General features: G+C 68.1%; 11 protein-coding genes. 6 read left to right on the top strand and 5 right to left on the bottom strand.

Annotation, left to right across the window (positions count from 1 at the left end; translation table 11 throughout):
- Window positions 1-152: 152 nt before the first annotated feature.
- The 4 genes from ACSRUE_RS12395 to ACSRUE_RS12380 form a co-directional block, all read right to left on the bottom strand.
- On the bottom strand, window positions 153-1,637 hold the full coding sequence (locus tag ACSRUE_RS12395) for a sigma-70 family RNA polymerase sigma factor (protein ID WP_441291164.1): 1,485 nt from the start codon (window positions 1,635-1,637) through the stop codon (window positions 153-155).
- 1,418 nt (window positions 1,638-3,055) lie between these two features.
- Window positions 3,056-3,415 carry a 50S ribosomal protein L20 gene (rplT, locus tag ACSRUE_RS12390; protein WP_437764349.1) on the bottom strand — a complete coding sequence of 120 codons (360 nt, stop codon included), beginning with the start codon at window positions 3,413-3,415 and terminating at the stop codon, window positions 3,056-3,058.
- Between the two features lie 26 nt (window positions 3,416-3,441).
- The gene (rpmI, locus tag ACSRUE_RS12385; protein WP_012239854.1) at window positions 3,442-3,639 is read right to left on the bottom strand and encodes a 50S ribosomal protein L35; all 198 of its coding nucleotides are present in this window, start codon (window positions 3,637-3,639) and stop codon (window positions 3,442-3,444) included.
- Window positions 3,640-3,845: 206 nt separating this feature from the next.
- Window positions 3,846-7,655, bottom strand: coding sequence for a DUF3857 domain-containing protein (locus tag ACSRUE_RS12380; protein WP_441291163.1), 3,810 nt, complete (start codon window positions 7,653-7,655; stop codon window positions 3,846-3,848).
- Window positions 7,656-8,412: 757 nt separating this feature from the next.
- Between ACSRUE_RS12380 and ACSRUE_RS12375 the strand changes: the two genes are divergently transcribed.
- From ACSRUE_RS12375 to rimI, 6 genes are all read left to right on the top strand, one after another.
- Window positions 8,413-8,895, top strand: a complete 483-nt coding sequence (locus ACSRUE_RS12375) for a roadblock/LC7 domain-containing protein (protein ID WP_012239856.1) — start codon at window positions 8,413-8,415, stop codon at window positions 8,893-8,895.
- A gap of 11 nt (window positions 8,896-8,906) precedes the next feature.
- Window positions 8,907-9,497: a GTP-binding protein gene (locus ACSRUE_RS12370; RefSeq protein WP_012239857.1), complete on the top strand. Its 591-nt coding sequence runs from the start codon at window positions 8,907-8,909 to the stop codon at window positions 9,495-9,497.
- A 436-nt stretch (window positions 9,498-9,933) separates the two neighbouring features.
- A complete protein-coding gene (locus tag ACSRUE_RS12365; protein ID WP_441291162.1) occupies window positions 9,934-10,470 on the top strand; it encodes a hypothetical protein in 537 nt (178 codons plus the stop codon).
- Window positions 10,471-10,569: 99 nt separating this feature from the next.
- Window positions 10,570-11,850 carry an alanine racemase gene (alr, locus tag ACSRUE_RS12360; RefSeq protein ID WP_441291161.1) on the top strand — a complete coding sequence of 427 codons (1,281 nt, stop codon included), beginning with the start codon at window positions 10,570-10,572 and terminating at the stop codon, window positions 11,848-11,850.
- Between the two features lie 62 nt (window positions 11,851-11,912).
- On the top strand, window positions 11,913-13,121 hold the full coding sequence (locus tag ACSRUE_RS12355) for a vWA domain-containing protein (protein ID WP_441291160.1): 1,209 nt from the start codon (window positions 11,913-11,915) through the stop codon (window positions 13,119-13,121).
- Window positions 13,118-13,642: a ribosomal protein S18-alanine N-acetyltransferase gene (gene rimI / locus ACSRUE_RS12350; RefSeq protein WP_441291159.1), complete on the top strand. Its 525-nt coding sequence runs from the start codon at window positions 13,118-13,120 to the stop codon at window positions 13,640-13,642. The genes ACSRUE_RS12355 and rimI overlap by 4 nt, the downstream gene beginning before the upstream one ends.
- 15 nt (window positions 13,643-13,657) lie before the next feature.
- Here the strand turns inward: rimI and tssM are convergent, their stop codons facing one another.
- Window positions 13,658-16,573: a type VI secretion system membrane subunit TssM gene (tssM, locus tag ACSRUE_RS12345; RefSeq protein ID WP_441291158.1), complete on the bottom strand. Its 2,916-nt coding sequence runs from the start codon at window positions 16,571-16,573 to the stop codon at window positions 13,658-13,660.
- Window positions 16,574-16,620 lie beyond the last annotated feature (47 nt).

The raw sequence follows: 16,620 nt of genomic DNA, 5'->3' as shown, positions 1-16,620 counted from the left end.
CTGTCGTGTCGGCCCGCTGGGCTGCGGTGAGCTCCGGCCCCCGCTCACCTCTGCGCGCCCCCACGCAGCTGCGTGTTCGGGCGGCTCACGCAAAGCGGCCGCGCAGCATGACGCCGCGCGGCCGCTTCACCGACTCGCGCTGAGCTCGTCGCTCAGTAGTCGCGCATCTGCTTGCGGATCTTCCCGAGCGCCTGCTCCTGGAGCTGACGGATGCGCTCGCGCGACAGGTTGTACTTGTCGCCGATCTCCTTGAGCGTGAGCTCATCCTCGTCGTCGAGGCCGAAGCGCCAGCGGATGATCCGCGACTCGATCGGCGTGAGCGTGGTCAGGAGACGCCGGACCTCGTCGCTCCACTTCCTGTTGGCCAGGTGATCGAACGGCGACAGCGCGTTCTCCTCCTGGAGGAAGTCGATGAACTTGCGCCCGTCCTCGTCGCCGACCGGACGATCGAGCGAGAAAGGCGTCTCCGCGTAGAAGTCCTTCACCTTGTCGAGCTTCTCGCGCGGAACCCCCGTCTCCTTCTCGAGCTCCTCGATGGTCGGCTCATGCCCCGTGCGCGCGATGATCGCCTGCGTCGCCCGCGCCACGCGGTTGTACGTATCGAGCATGTGGACCGGGATGCGGACCGCGCGGCCCTTGTCGGCCAAGGCGCGGCTGATCGCATGCCTGATCCACCACGATGCATACGTCGAGAAGCGGTAGCCACGGCTGTGGTCAAAGCGCTCGACCGCCTTCATCAGGCCGATGTTGCCTTCCTGGATCAGATCGATGAGCGGCAGGCGCCCGCGGTTGTAACGCCGCGCGATCGACACGACGAGCCGCAGGTTGGCCTTCACGAAGCGGTTCTTCGCGTCGTGCTGCGCCTGGAAGGACCGCTCGACCCGATCGAGGTAACGGCGGTAGGAGCCAGACATCGGGAGCCTCGGCCGCGTGGGGCGGGTCTCCTCGGGATCGCTCACGTCGTCCTCGAAGTCGGGCTCGCGCACGAGATCGCGCGCGATGCTGAAGGCACGCGCCATCCAGAGGCGATCCGAGTCCGGCAGGCGGACGGCCGCAGCGAGCTCCTCGGAGAGCTGGGTCCACGGCTTCTCCTGCTCGGCGAGCAGCTTTCCCTTCTGCTTCTTCGCCAGGCGAACGAGCTTCTGCATCTCCGCGATCTGAGGAGCCTTCACCTCGTCCTCACCCGCCTTGACGACGTCCTCCTCGAGCGCGGTGAGGATGAACTCGGCCGCAGGCAGGTAGGAGAGGAGAGCCACCCAATGCTCCACCTCCGTGCGCTCAACCGCCCGCGCGGTGTCGAGCTCCTCGTCCGGCCCCATGACGGGGTGGAGCGCCATGTCGCGGAAATAGCGGGCGAGCATCGAGTCGCCGCCCCCGTCCTCGACATCCTTCAGCTCCCGATCCTGGTTCCTCGCACGCTCGGGCTGAGGCAGCCGATCGAGCGGCCCAAGGTCCAGATCGATGAAGTCAGCCGCCCGCTCCTCATCGAGGATCTCGGCCGGGCGGGGTCGCACGGCCGTCTCCTCCGTCTGGTCGTCTTCCAGAAGGCCGAGCGCTGCGATTTCCGGCGTGGCCGTCCCACCCTGAGCGAGCGGGTCGCCCTTCACTACAGTGGCGTTGCTCTTGGTCGACCTCATGGCGGCTCCCTCCACGGTGGTAGCTCCTTGAAAGTGCGAGCGCGGCGACTGGTTGTCCCCGAAATCTTCGACCTCGGAGACCTCCAACTCGGTGGTCTGCGATGCCCCCCGCCGGGGAGCCGATGCGGTCTCGGCCCCCTGCGAGCTCTTGGATGCCGCGAGCCGCGCAGAGGCACCTACAGCAGAGGACTTGGCGTTTCTCCGCGCAGTTTCTGGACGGCGGGCGGTCGACGTGCTCATCTTGGTCTTTGTGTCGGCGTTCACTTCTAAACGGCTGACCTTGCGAGATTGAAATGTCTCGCCACCTTTTGACGGCAGGCGAGAGGATTTCGTGCCAAACAGAGGGGAGGAGCTGACCGAAGGAGCCCCCGTTGAGACTGGCAACCGCTGGTGCTTTCTTTTGATTCCGGTCGAACTCTTCTCACCTGAGGCAGGTCTGCTCTTGCAGAATGATGCTCCTGCGCCAGTCCCCGGTAGCAGCCCAGCTCCAGAAGCAAAAACAGTGCCTTTTTTAGCGTGCGTTCCCGCTTCTCCCGTTTGAGAGCTCGGCCTGGGTGCGCTATGTAGAGCGGAAGGCGCTGTCCATGTCCTGTCGAGCGAGGCGTTTCGCTGCGACCGGGCCGAACTGCATGACTGGGTACGCTTTCGGGGACGCAACAACATCGGCAACCTGTTCTCCTTGGGGACACCTCGAGCTCGTCAGCGTTCCGCGGTCCGGTGGGTCCGTCCTCGCAGCACAGGTAAGGGAATTTCGCTGTCTTTTCCAGCGAGTAGGAGCCCGTGCCTAGCCGCTGAGGCCGTTCTCTCAGTGAGCTTCGATGTTTCCTGAACCTGGGCCTCCCGATGGCAATGTCGAGCCCTCACCTGACGGACGAAGGCGGAGAAGGTTATTTTTCGCGACAGATCGCCTGGAGAGTTAGAAATTCCGGCAAATTGTTTAGCCTCAGCGGAATTTATCGCTAAGTCTGCCCCCGGGGAGGGGACCGGGATCACGCCTTAGGTTGCTCAGGCCTCGACTGGGGACGCAGAGCCCCTTGAGAGACAACGAACGGTCGGCCAGTCGTCGAACCGGGCTGGGTCGAAGTTCACCCTGATCGCACGATCATACGGTGCCATCGGCGGTGCATAGCAGGTGCGCACGGAATGCACGCTGCGCAGTTGCTCAGTGCCTAATCGCCTCACACTGATGAGGCTGATCAGCGTCAGCGACGGCAGCCGCACGTCCCTGCCGAAGGGATGCCCCCGAACTCTACGTCTGCGATGCAACCCGAGGGAGCGCTCGCAGCGGAGGCGCACCAACTATACGAAATACTAGGATAATCGGGCACTGGAGAGGAAAGGGGGGCGGCCTTGGCCAATTTCGACCGTTCCGCATCGGGGTGGTCGAACGGCGGGCTGAAGACCCCCCCGCGGAGCCGTCACTTCACCGCTGCGGGCGAGGCGAGCTTCGCCACGGCGCCGAACGACGCAGGATCGTGGATCGCAATCTCCGAGAGGATCTTCCGATCGAGGGCGATGCCCGCCTTCTTGAGCCCGCTGACGAGGCGGGAGTAAGTCGTACCGTTGAGGCGCGCGGCGGCGTTGATCCTGGTAATCCAGAGGCGACGGAAATCCCGCTTCTTGAGCTTACGGCTGATGTAGCCGTACTCCCAGGCGTGACGGAGCACCTCGACCGCCTGGCGGAAGCGGTTCTTTCGGCCGAGGAAGTAGCCCTCGGTCTGGTTGAGGACACGGTTGCGACGGCGACGGGCCTTGAAGCCTCTCTTTACACGCGGCATCGGTAATCTACCTCACTGCTCCAGGGTCAGCCGTAGGGAAGAAGCAGCTTGACGCGCTTCTCCATCGCCGAATCGACCATGTCGTTCTTGCGGAGACGACGCAGACGCTTCTTGCTCTTCTCCTGCATGCAGTGGTTGAGCCCGCCCTTGCTGCGGCGAATGCGGCCGGAGCCGGTCACCTTGAAGCGCTTGGCCGCGGCGCGGTTGGTCTTCATCTTCGGCATGATGCCCTCGATCCGAATGCCTATCGCTCCCGGCGGCCACCGCTCCGAACCACCGGAGAGGCTGTTCTTCGCCGCAGGGATGCGTAGAGGGGGCGCTTTATGGCGATCCGGCGTGGGGTTGTCAAGTGTCCAGGCAGCGGCTAGGGGGGCCGGTCGGCGCGCCGGAGGGCCGGGGGTCAGGTCGTCGCTCAGTCGCTCACTTTCGCTCACTTTCCGAGCACCACCCGCTGACCGAAGACGCGGTCCGCCGTCTCGCAGAACGTTCGGAAGGCCATGTACTCGGACGGCTTGATCCGGGACTTCGTGAGGGAGATCTGACTGCGGACGACGATCTTCCCCGCGGACTGCTCGACCGAGAGCGAGAACTTGCCGAAGGGGGTGTCGACGTCCTGGGGCAGCGGCGCCCTGGTGACACGCCACCCGGCAGGCATCCGGATGGTCCATTCATCCCGGCGCGTGGTGAGCGCGGGGATGATCACGTCGCGGGTGCGCGCCGAGAGGGAGGCGAACTCGGTGGCAAGACGCTGCGTGGGGACAGCCGGGACCGACAGGCTGTCGCCCTCCCTTCGAGCGAGCGCGACGGCTCTTCCTCGAGCCCGCAGCTTCGCCGGCTGCTCGATGTCCTCGAGATCGTTCACCTCGACCCCGGCCTTCCCAGGGGCCAGCTCGACCGCGCCGAAATCCGTGGCGAGGTCACGAGCTGCTCGGTCACGGCGCGTCCCCTCCGCCATGTAGCGGGTCCGCCACTCCGGCGCGAACGCACCGGCCACCTGGATGTCGACCCCGAGCTGAGCTGATCCGTCAGCGCTGACCGCGATGTCGACGGTCCGGTGCACGACCGAGGCCTCGGGAGCAGGCTCCGGGAGGCGAACGAGCTTCGGCTTGCCCTCGTTGATCTGAAGCGCCATCGCGCCGCGATCCATGATCGGAAGCTCCGTCGAGCCCGAGTGCTCCGCCGTTCCGTCGAGGTACAGGTCGAGCGACGGCACGTACGCGATCGCGTGGTCGAACGGAGCAAGGCTCGCGGGCTCCGGCCCGATGTCGCCTCGCATGCGGGTGCGCACGAGCACGATCGTCGCTGGGATGCCGATCTCGCGGAGCATCGTGACGATCAGCGTCGCCTTGTCCTTGCAGTCGCCCCAGCCACGAGCGAGCGTCTGCGCGCACCTCCTCGGGCGAATCCCCTCGATGCCGAACTCGAGCGCCACGTAGCGCGTCTCGGTCGCGTACTTGTAGATCGCGCGGACCTTGCTCCGATCGTCGGCAAGGTTCTTCGTGATCTCGCGCACCCGCTTGCGCACCTCATCATCCACATCGAACTGCTCACGCGCGAGGCCCCAGTACCAGGAGCCGACCTCGTCCCAGGTCTTGAAGGTCGAGACGTGGACGTGCGCGAGGATCTCGGACCACGCGGGCATCGCCGGCTCGGGCGCCACCGGCGGCACCGAGGCGGCAGAGAAGCGGAAGATGCGCCGCTCGGCGTCCTCCTTGGTCTCGCGCACGAGGCCAGGCAGGTCGGACGCGAAGAGGTGGAACTGCCTGGTCTTCGGGGTGATCAGCACGTACTCGCTGCTGGCGATCGGCTCATCCCCCTGGAGGAACTCGATCTCGCCGAAGTGATCGCCGATCTCGTTGCGAGGGCTGACGTCATCGACGCGGTAGCGCAGCTCGACGACGTCGCCGGCGTTGAGCCGCGGAAAGCTGACGTAGAACGTGCGCGCCGAGGTGTACATCGCGAGCGCCGGGTTGTTCGCCCCCGATTCCCCGCTCTCGATCGCCCCGTCGACCTTGCCGTCTGCTCGGTAGACCTTCGCCGCACGGAGGCTCACGGTCTGGCGATCGGCCTGGTACTCGAACGCGTACTGCCGGGCGCTCGCCGCAGCCTCGTCCGTCAGCGGCTGGAAGACGACCTGCCGGAACCGGCTCGCCAGGCCGTTCGGGAAGACGGTGGTGACCGTGAGGTTGCGCAGCGTGCGCTTGGGATACTGCCGGTCAGCGTTGCGCCGCATCGGGAGGAAGCGGTCGGGCGCCCAGGCGTAAGCCTCGTCAGCGCGCGGCTTCGGCGGCTCGATGTGCTCGATGTACTCGCGCACATCCTTCGCCTGAGGGCTGATCGCCAGGATCTGCTGCAGCATCTCCAGCTGCGCTTCTCGGTTTCCCTCCTCGCCGTAGAGGTCCGAGAGCGCGCGCAGCGTTCCGATGTCCTCCGGCGCCATGGCGAGCGCGCGCTGATGGGCCGCGAGGGCGCGATCGCCCTGGCCGAGCGCGCGGTACGTGCGCGCCGCGACCGTGCGGGCCCAGACGGAGTCGGGCTCGCTGCGGAGGAAGCGCTCGATCCAGCGCTCCGCGCCGGCAGGGTCGCGGCGCGCCACCGCGAGCTCGACCTGCTGGTGAAGGAAGCTCGAGTCGTCGAACCGCAGCGCGGCGTAGCGCGCCTCCATCTCGGCGGCCTCCGTGTCGCGCCCGAGCGCGCGCAGCTGCGCCGCCGAGGCGCGGAGGAGCGAGACGCTGCTCGGCTGGCGCGCGAGCGCCCGCTCCAGCGTGGCGAGCGCGGTGCGCTTCAGCCCAGCCTCCACGTAGAGGTCCACGAGCCCGAGGACGGCCGCGACATGATCGGGATCGGAGGCCAGGATGCGCTCGTAGATCGGAGCCGCCTCCCGCCAGTTCGGGCTCGTCTGCGCGAGCCGAGCCTGCGAGAGAAGTACGTCGGTGTCCTCACGACCGCCCGCGAGCGCGGCGGCGCGCTCGATCCACGCGCGCTGCTGGTTCCTGTCCTCGGAGAGCTGACCCGCGAGCAGGTAGCGACGCACGCTCGGCTCGGCCTCGGCGGAGCGCCGCGCGAGATCGCGCGCTCTGTGCTCCCCCTCGGCGTCGCCGCCGGTGAGCATGAGGTACCGCGCGAACGCCTCCAGCACGGCGGGCGAAGGCCGAGCGGCGCTCGCGGCTCGCTCGAACGCCTGCATCGGCCCCTCGATCGCAGCCGCGCGCGCGGCGCGCGTCGCGCCGGAGGTTGGCCCTCCAGCCTGCGCCCGCGCCCCGCCCGCGCGCCTCGTGTCAGCGGCTTCCCCCTGAGGCGCCGCGACCTGGGTTCCGATGTCCGAGGTCACCTCCAGATCAAGATCCGGCGCCCCCTTCTCGTTGCCGATGCGCAGCGCGAACTTGGGCGCCGACGCGCCTCCGCAGACCTTGATCGTCAGGCGGTTGTAGCCGGGCCGCAGCGTCACCGGCGCGGCGAACCGATCGATGTCGAGCTCGCGGTACCCCGGATCGGCCAGGACCTTCGCGCCGTTCCAGAACAGCTTGAACGCCCCGTCTGCCCCGACCCAGATCGAGATCGGCCGAGGAGCGCGCGTCCCGGCCTTCGCGCGGACGAACGTCGTCGCGTAGCCGCAGACGCTCTCCACCGGACGAATGAAGTCGCCGAAATCAAACCACCCGTACTGCGGCGCCTCGGGGGGCACGCGCCAGCGGACCGCGCGCGCCTTGCCGTCGTACGTCCTGCCCGCAGCCATCGGCTGCTCGAGATCTTCCTCGGGCCCGAACGCCCGCTCGAAGCCCCCCTTGTTCTCGTTGTCGAACGGTCCGATCGTCGCCCAGCGGCCGATGAACCCGAGCTTCTGGATCCTGGCGACCGCTCCGTCGAGATCACCTCGACGCCTGCGCGCGTACGCCGAGAGGAGCTCGGCATAGACCTCGGTGGGCGCGCTGGTCGCGCCGGCCTCAGCCATCGACGCGATCGCCTCCTCGACCTGGGTCGGGTCCGCGCGGTCCCACGTGCGCCAGAGCTCACGTAACGCGGCGTAGACCTCGGGGCCTCTCGCTGCGCGTACAGCCGCGTGCGCGGAGAGCACCTCAGGGTGAACCGCGCCGAGCTCCGCGCGCGCGTCGGCGCCGAGCGACACGGCGCACGCCAAGACCGCCGTCCCCACGGTGAGCGCGCAGAAGGAGCGCCCCCTCGTCGTCCCCGGGTTGAGCTCGATCTCACGGGGCTCGGCCCGGCTGAGCACGTCACGCATCCGAGGCGCTATCCCGTGGCCGAAGCCATCGGTCAAGCACAAGCCATGGCTGCAGAGGCGTCGCACCGGCCGAGGTCAAGGGGTTGCTGCCCGCGAGCCGGCGGAACGCACGCCGGCAGGAGGTCGTCCCCCGGGCCGCGTTCATCGGGCCGCATCTCCATGAGCGCGCCGCGCCGCGCGCGCCGATCCCGCGAATTTTGTCGATCTTCTGCCGGGTACAGCGCGATGACACGCAGCGCGCCCCACACCAGCGCCCCCGGAGGAGGGCGCAGCGCCGTCCGACCGCATTCAACAAAGGGAAATAATAACAATTTTCGATATTTATCATGCAGGCCCTCGGGTGAGCCGGGGCGGACAGGCGCCTGGAAGAGGTCCGGAACCGAGCCTCCCCCGGGGGCAGGGGGAGCGAGCTCCGACGGGGTCCGGCAAGGGCTCGGCGAGGTTCGGCCGTGCGATCCTCCAACTTCCAGAAAGGGCCGCCTTGCTCCGCCGCACCTGCTTCGGATAGAAACGTCCCAAGATGTACGGGTGCACGGTCGAGGAGCAGCCGCACTGCGCGCTGCGAACCAGCCCTGCAAGTCCCAAGGCAGCGAGCGTCAGGCCGCGAACGTGGTACCGGTGGTAAGGCAACCCCGCGCAGCGGGAAGCCAGTTGGATGACGATGGTCGGGGACCGCACGTGCGGCGCCCGGTGATGACAAGGGCGACAGAGCCCGCAATGCCCAGGGCCCCATCGCGAGAGCGCTGGCGGAGGAACGATGGTCAACCCTCAGATGGTGATGTACGAGGAGGAATTCAATCAGATCCAGAGCGTGGTGGATCGCCTCGTCAAGGACGCCAATGCGAAGGTCGTCTTCATCGTTGACAAAAACGGGCAACTGATCGCCGCGAGCGGAGACGTCGACAACCTCGACACCACGTCGCTCGCCTCGCTGACGGCGGGGAACATCGCCGCCACGGGCGGGATGGCGAAGCTCCTCAAGGAGAACGAGTTCGCCACTCAGTTCCACGAGGGTGAAAAGGCGAACATCCACATCCAGCTGGTCGGGAACCGCGTCATCCTCGTGGTGATCTTCGACTCAAAGTCGAGCCTCGGGTTGGTGAGGCTCCGGGTGCGAAAGGCGAGCGAGGAGCTCAACCACATCTTCGAAGCGCTGCTCAAGAAGGTGCAGGAGCCGGGCGCCGACTCGCCGTTCGCCGAGATCACCGACGAGGACATCGACAACCTCTTCAACGACTAGGAGCGCGGTCGATGAGCTTCATCAATTACATGGCGCGCGAGATCAACTGCAAGATCGTCTATTACGGCCCGGGTCTCTGCGGCAAGACGACGAACCTGCAGTACATCTATGAGCGCACCAACCCGGACGCGAAGGGGAAGATGATCTCCCTCGCCACGGAGACCGACCGGACACTCTTCTTCGACTTCCTCCCGCTCGCGCTGGGCGAGATCCGCGGCTTCAAGACGCGGTTCCACCTGTACACGGTGCCGGGGCAGGTCTTCTACGACGCGAGCCGCAAGCTCATCCTGAAGGGCGTCGATGGCGTGGTCTTCGTGGCAGACTCGCAGCTCGGCCGCATCGAGGCGAACCAGGAGTCGGTGGAGAACCTCCGCACGAACCTGGCCGAGCAGGGCTACTCGCTGGACAAGATCCCGTACGTCATCCAGTACAACAAGCGGGACCTGCCGGAGATCGGCACCGTCGAGGAGCTCCGCTCGCTGCTCAACCCGACGAATGTCCCCGATTTCGAGGGGGTCGCGCGGACCGGCGTCGGGGTGTTCGACACGCTCAAGGCGGTCGCCAAGCTGGTGTTGACCGAGCTGAAGAAGGGCGGCCCCTAGGTTCCAAGGGCCGGCCCCGAAGATTGGATCGAAGAACGCACCGCGAGCGAGGCCGTGGACCCGCTCGCGCTCAGTGCAACGATCAGGTGCGCTGGTAGATGCGGTTGCGCCGGTTGCGGTTCTTCGCCTTCAGCTTGGACCGGTGGCGCTTCGACTTGGAGCGCGTGGTCTTCCGGGGACCTTTCGACAGCATGAGGAACATGAACAGGCTCCGTTGAGGCGCCCGGCGCGGAGGCGTCGTGCCGCCGCCGCCGGTGCGAAGGGGCGGCAACGTACGGCATCACAGGGCAAAGTTCAACCGGAGAGCACCTCGACCGGGCGACCGGCAGGTTCCCGCGGCGGATAGGACGGGCCCTGGCACAAGGGCCGAGCTTTTCTGCTATCGGTGTTCTACGACGTGCGGTCCAGGACCCTCCTCTGCCTAGCCGCCGCCTCGGTGACCGCATGCGGCGCGAGCATCAACGCGGTCTACGAGGGGGACGTACGCTTCGAGCACTGCATGGCGCTTGACTCGCTGGCCGATGTCAAGCCGACCCTGCGGCGCGCGTGCTGGGACGAGTGGCTTCAGTTCTGTACGTTCGGCCAGACGCGCGACCGTGTGGAGTACGCCACGCTGCGGGCCAGGCAGCTCAGCCACGCCAGCGATTTCGACGAAGGCGAGTGGACTCCGCCGAGCAGCCGAGCCCCTGCCGTGCCTGAGCCGACCAGCGCGCTCGCTCCGCCGCCCAGGCTCCTGACCGCCGACGTGGCCGCGCCGGCGGCGACGGAGGAGGCCCATGCAGACCCGGACGCGAACGACGGCGGCGCTGCGGCCTCGGCGTCGAACACCGCCGAGGAGGTTGCGCCGCCGGGCGCGAAGTGCGGCGCGTCGTGCCAGACGGACTGGAAGGCATGCCAGGACGACTGCAAATCCGCCGCCTGCGAAAAAGGATGCTCCGGCAAGTACTCGCGGTGCATGCGTCGCTGCTTCTGATCGACGTCGTCGGCTCTCCGCGCGGATGCCTCACCTTGTCACACCAAGATGGCCTGGAATCTTGACCCGCGATCGAGCGTAGAGCTATCGGCGTACACGATGTCCGCTTCGCACGCGCCCAAAGAGCTCAGCAGCACGACTCCTGATCGCAACGGCGCGGCGTCGCCCCTCGAGGGGCTCGGTGCGAGCGCAGGCCCCATGCGGGTGCTGCGGCCACGGCGAGCGGCGCCCGCGGACGCCGTGCGGCCGACCCGCGCCGAGGTGAACCTCGCGCACCTGCGGCACAACCTGCGCGTCCTCGAGCGAGGGCTTACCGGCGCGACGAAGCCGCAGATCTGGGGCGTGCTCAAGGCCGATGCGTACGGCCACGGCGCGCCAGCGGTCGCGCGGACGCTCGAGCGCGCAGGGATCCCCGGCCTGTGCGTCGCGTTGCTCGAGGAAGCCATCGAGCTGCGAGACGCCGGCATCCGGCTGCCCATCCTCGTCATGGGCGGCTACTACGGCCCGCGCCGCGACGGGTTCGAGGAGATCATTGCGCGCGACCTCGTGCCCGTCGTCTACGACGCTGGCCAGATCGAGCGCCTCGCGAGCGTCGTGCGGCTCGAGCAGCGCGGTCGCGTGGGCGTCCATCTCAAGGTCGACACCGGCATGGGACGGCTCGGGGCCGCGAGCTCGGAGATCGAGGCGGTGCTCGCGACGCTCGCCAAGCACCCGGAGGTGAGGCTCGACGGGCTCATGACCCACCTCGCCTGCGCGGACGCCGACGATCTCGGCGTGACGATCGAGCAGATGCGCCTCTTCGGGGAGATCGAGCAGCGAGCGAAGCGCTTCGGCCTCACGCCGCGGGTGCGGCACGCCTCGAACAGCGCGGCGATGCTGCGCCTCCCTGCGGCGTGGCTCGACATCGTCCGTCCGGGAGTCGCGCTCTTCGGAATATCGCCGTGCGCAGGGCTCGCGCCCGACCTCAAGCCGGTCATCCGGGTGCGCAGCGAGATCGTCGCGCTGCGCACGATCGCGAAGGGCGACAGGATCGGCTACGGCCACACCTGGCAAGCTTCCCGGGAGAGCGTCGTGGCCACCGTGCCGATGGGGTACGCCGACGGCCTGAGCCGCCAGCTCTCGAACCGCGGGGCCGCCCTCGTGCGCGGTCAACGCGCGCCGATCGCGGGCGCCGTGTCGATGGATCTCACGATGCTCGACGTGACGGATGTACCGGGAGCACGCCTGGGAGATGAGGTGGTGTTCCTCGGAGCGCAGGACGGGCCGCTCGGGCGCGGCGCGATCAGCGCTGAAGAGATCGCGGAGCTCACGGGGACGATCGCCTGGGAGGTGCTGACCAGCATCTCGCGCCGCGTGCCCAGGTTCTACCGCGAGCCCTGAACGCGCGCGGTGGCGCCCGCGCTGGCGCTGCCGGCTCGAACGGGCGTGATACGCTGCTCGCCATGAAGACGGCCGTGAAGCAGCGAGCCGGCGCCTGCGGCATGCTCCTCTGCATCGGGACCGCGCTCGCGCTCGGCGGCGCGGCGATGACCGCGTGCGAGGACGAGGTCACGAAGCAGCGCCCGCGCAGCGGCACCGGTCAGGAGGCGCAAGAGCCAGAGGACGGGTTCGATCCGGACACCGAAGGCCCGAGCGGACCACCGGCCGCGGACGCGGGAGGGCTCTGCGGCAACCGGATCCACCAGGTCGAGATCGCCGAAGCGCCGAACATCTACTTCGTCCTCGATGCGTCGGGCAGCATGCTCAGCCCCGCCTCCTCGAGCTCGAACGCGACCCGATACGACCGGGTCCATGCGGCCGCGGTCGACCTCGTGCGCAACCTGGGCCCGCTGATCAACGTCGGCGCCGCCGTGTTCCCCCTGGACGCGACCGACGAGGCGCCGTGCAGGCCGGGCGGCGAGGTGTTCGCTGTCACGCCGGGGGCTCCCTTCGCAGAGGGACAGGCGGGCTCCACGACGACATCGCGGTTCCGCGCGGCGACGCGGGCCGCGCCCCTCGGCGGCACGCCTACCGCGGCGACCCTCGCGGCGCTGACGCCGAAGCTCGTCGAGCTCCCCGGCAAGACCATCGTCGTGCTCGCGACCGACGGCGGTCCGAACTGCAACAGCTCGGCAAGTTGCGAGGCCGACGGGTGCATCGCCAACATCGAACAGCAGTGCCCAGACCCCGAGGAGAACTGCTGCTCGCCCATGGGCCCCTCGGGCCCCGAAGGGTGCCTCGATCGCGACGATACGGTCGCCGCGATCGAGCGGCTCGCGGCGAGCGGGATCGAGGTCTACGTCGTCGGCATCCCGGGGAGCGAGTTCTACGGCGATGTCCTCGACCAGATGGCGCTCGCCGGCGGCACGGCGCAGTTCGTGAGCCCGTTCTACTTCAAGGTGGACGACCTCGACACGCTGGGGAACGTCCTCTCGAAGATCGCCAGCATCGTCGTCTCCTGCGAGTTCGACCTGGTCGACCCGCCTCCCGAGGCGGGACAGACGAACGTCTACCTGGACGACGAGCTGGTCGCCTACGACCCGGAGAACGGCTGGCGCTGGAAGTCGCCCGCGGTCATCGAGCTCCTCGGGGAAGCCTGCACGAAGCTCAAGAGCGGGCGGGTGGGGCAAGTCCAGATCGTCTCCGGCTGTCCCACGGAGGTGGCGAGGTGAAGCGCGACGCGACGAGGCTCTCGGCCTCGCTGAGCCAGCTGACGGCCGACGCTGCGGACGACGCTGCGCTCGACGAGATCGACGCCGTCGCGTCCGCTGCCTTCGACGTGCCGCAATTCTCCGCGCGAGAAGAGCTGCGCCGCCCCTGGACGCGCTGCTGGGTCGCGCGCGAAGAGCGGAGCGCGCTCGCCTTCCTCATCGCGTGGCACGTCGCCGACGAGCTCCACGTGCTGAACGTGGCCACCTGCCCGGCCGCGCGGCGGCGCGGGCTCGCGACGGCGCTGATGAACCGGTCGCTCGAGTATGCGCGGCAGCAGCAAGTGCGGCTGATCCTGCTCGAGGTGCGCCGCTCGAACCGGGCAGCGATCCGGCTCTACCGGAAGCTCGGCTTCACCGCGATGGGGGTACGCCCTCGGTACTACAGCGACAACGGCGAGGATGCGATCGAGATGGTGCTCACGCTCGATCCAGCGACCGGCGCGGTGCAACCAGGCCGCGACGAGATCCGCATCGAGATCTGAACCGCGCCGCGTGGCTCAGCGCGGGCCCCCAGCAGGCGCCGCCGCGGGATAGCGAGACACCGCGGCGAGCGGCGGCAGCCGCGCCGCCACCACCTGCATCGGGGTGAGCAACAGCGGCCGGAGCAGCGTCTTGGCCCGCTCGTCGAAGGGCTGGAGGAGCGCGTCGGCCTGTCGCGTCGCCTCGACCAACCGATCGGCCATGAGGCGCGCGTCGACGTTGGGGTTCAGATCCTCGAGACGCTGGATCTCGTCGCGAAGGGCGCTGAGCAACGAGACGTACCTCGCCAGGGGCGTGTCCGTGATCGGCGCCGAGCCGCTCGGCGCGGTCGGCACGCCGAACTCGACGGTCCGCTTGAACTCGTCCGGCACCGAGCTCGGCCGGTTTCTTATGAGCTTCACGTTGACGGGGACCTTCAGCCTCGTCTTCTGCTCGATCTTTCGATCGAGGTACTCCTTCCCCCGCTTGACCAGGGCCGAGTCCTCGATCGCGCTGCGATCCCGCTTCCACTGCGTGTTGTCCTCGAGAGCGCGGAGGATGCGGAGGTAAGGGTAATCCGCCTGGGTGAGCGCCTGGTACGTCTCCTTCGCCTCCTTCAGGTTGGCCGGGACCCGCACGGTGAGGTCCGCCATCCAGTCGGTCCACTGCGCGATGTAGCTGACGTCGTAGTCGGCCGCGAGGCCGTCCAGGTTCTTGTTGATGGAGGCTTCCTCGCCGGGCGCGAGGTCCACGACCCACCGCTCAGCCATCAAGCTGTCGGCGCCGCTCTCGAGCCTCTCGAGCACCGCGAAGTGCCCCCTCTCGGTGTACGGACCGTCCACCTCCTTCCAGCGCTTCTCCTTCGCGTACAGCTTGCTGCCGATGATCTTCAGCACGGCGGGGCGGTCGGCGAACATGTCGCCGAGCGTGTGCGGAGGGTACTTGCGGTTGGCGCGGCTGTTGTCACCCGTCTCGTCGTACTTCTCCTCGATGATCGCGTTGACGAAGAAGTCGTAGTACCGCTTCCGCGGCGCCACGGCCTGGAGCGTCGCGCGCACGCTCGCGACCAGATCCTCCTTGCGCGCGATCGGCGTGACCCGCTTCTCCTTGATGAGCATCAGGTAGTACTCGACGTGCCGTTCGAGCTGCTTCTTCAGCTCGGCCTCGGTGAGGTTCGAGGTCGCCCGCAGCACCTCGGCCCAGAGCGAGGTGAACCTGTCCTTCGCCCACGCGACGTCGAGGTGCTCGACGTCGCTGAGCATCAGGTACAGCTTGAGGTCGTTCCGCTCGCGGAGGTAGTGGTCGCCCTTCGCGAGCTTGAGGCGATCCTCGAGCCGCTGCTTGCACGGGATCACGAAGCCGTTCTGGAGGCTGGCGACGTAGACGTGCACGAGCGGCGGGTACACCGTCTCCCCCTGGAACATCGTCCACCCCTTCCCGTCCGGCGGCCCCTCCTCGCGCGCCTTGTCGATCTCCTTCAGCCGATCCAGCGCAGGCCGCAGCGCGGCGAGCTTCTCCGAGAGGGGTCGCGTGTCCTCCCATCGGAGCGCGCTGACGGTGCGCGCGTCCGCCTCCACGTCGCGCAGGAACGCGCGGTTGTTGGCGAACGACACCACGCTGGGGATCGCGAGGATGACCCCGAGCGCCGCGGCCGCCGCGCTGATCGCGCCGCGAACGAGCCGCTGGCGCCGGATCTCGCTCGCGCTCCTCGCGGCGATGTCCCCGTCCGGGAAGACGACGTTCATGAAGACGTCGTGGAGGAAGTAGCTCTTCGACTCCACGTTCTGCTGCGCCGCGGCCTCGTGCGTGCGGATCCCCATCGCCTGGCCCATGCGCTGGAGGACCCGGTCGAGCGGCCTGCCCTCCTGCGTGCCGCTCGTGAAGTAGAAGCCGCGAAAGATGGGCGTCCCCTGGAACGCGTTGACCATGAAGACGGTCGAGACCAGATCGGAGAGGTTCCGCCGGATACCCGAGAACTCGAGCGGGAACTGGTAGACGCGCTCGCGCGCCTCGCGGCTGCGCTCCATCACGAGCCGCTTCAGCGAGCGGGCGTGGATCTGCTTCGCCAGGGCGTCGAACTCGGCGTCGAAGAGCCTCCCTGGGTCGGCCTTGTCCGCGCTCAGCTTGAGCGTCGCTCCCCACGCCTGCGCGCGGTCGCTCTTGCGCATGTCGCCGAAGAACTCCGAGAAGCCCGCGATGAGGTCGCACTTCGTGAACAGGAGGTAGACGGGCAGCACCATGTGGAGCTGCGTCATCACCTCGTCGATGCGCGCCCGGAGCTTCTTCCCCATCAGCTCGACCTGCTGCTCGCTCGCGTCGATGAGATCCGCCACGCTCACGGCGACCAGGATGCCGTTGAGCGGGCGGCGAGCGCGGTGCTTGAGGAGCATCTGCAGGAACGCGATCCACTCCTCGTGGTCGTCCTGCTCCGTCGTGTAGCGCCCCGCGGTGTCGAGGAGGATCGCCTCGTTGGTGAACCACCAGTCGCAGTTGCGCGTGCCGCCGACGCCGCGCACGCCGCCGCCGTTGCTCGGGTGCGCGTACGGGAAGACGAGGCCGGAGTGCTTCAACGCCGTCGTCTTCCCCGCCCCGGGCGGGCCGATGATGACGTACCAGGGCAGCGAGTAGAGCGCGGCGTTGCCGTGCTCCTTCCCCTTGCCGAGCTTCGAGCTCTTCAGGGCGCTGATGCCGCCCTGGACCTGCCGCTGGAGCTCCTGGATCTCGGCGCGGCGCTCGGGCCGCGCGTTGAGCGCCTGCTGCGCTCCTTGCTGGACGATGGCCCGCTCAAGCGCAGACGCCGCGCGGCGCGCGTTGATCCGGCGGTACACGAAGAGCGCGATCGCGGCGAGCGCGATGACGACGCTCGTCGCGATCGGGATCGCGGTGGGCAGGTCGAACGTGAAGAACGCCGCCCACGAGATGAGGAACAACAGCCCGAAGAGGACCCACAACACGGAAGCGACGATACCACCTGTCGCCGCTTCCGGAGCACGTCCACGCG

The sequence above is a fragment of the Sorangium sp. KYC3313 genome (assembly GCF_052075895.1).
Lineage (GTDB): Bacteria > Myxococcota_A > Polyangia > Polyangiales > Polyangiaceae > Sorangium > Sorangium cellulosum_B.
Note: the sequence above shows the minus strand (reverse complement) of the source record. Positions and strands in the feature narration are given on the sequence as shown.

Excerpts from the sequence above, each read along its gene's own strand:
- ACSRUE_RS12380 (WP_441291163.1), bottom strand. The coding sequence starts at position 7,655 with ATGCGTGACGTGCTCAGCCGGGCCGAGCCCCGTGAGATCGAGCTCAAC.
- ACSRUE_RS12355 (WP_441291160.1), top strand. The coding sequence starts at position 11,913 with ATGAAGACGGCCGTGAAGCAGCGAGCCGGCGCCTGCGGCATGCTCCTC.
- ACSRUE_RS12375 (WP_012239856.1), top strand. The coding sequence starts at position 8,413 with ATGGTCAACCCTCAGATGGTGATGTACGAGGAGGAATTCAATCAGATC.
- ACSRUE_RS12370 (WP_012239857.1), top strand. The coding sequence starts at position 8,907 with ATGAGCTTCATCAATTACATGGCGCGCGAGATCAACTGCAAGATCGTC.
- ACSRUE_RS12395 (WP_441291164.1), bottom strand. The coding sequence starts at position 1,637 with ATGAGGTCGACCAAGAGCAACGCCACTGTAGTGAAGGGCGACCCGCTC.
- alr (WP_441291161.1), top strand. The coding sequence starts at position 10,570 with ATGTCCGCTTCGCACGCGCCCAAAGAGCTCAGCAGCACGACTCCTGAT.
- rpmI (WP_012239854.1), bottom strand. The coding sequence starts at position 3,639 with ATGCCGAAGATGAAGACCAACCGCGCCGCGGCCAAGCGCTTCAAGGTG.
- rplT (WP_437764349.1), bottom strand. The coding sequence starts at position 3,415 with ATGCCGCGTGTAAAGAGAGGCTTCAAGGCCCGTCGCCGTCGCAACCGT.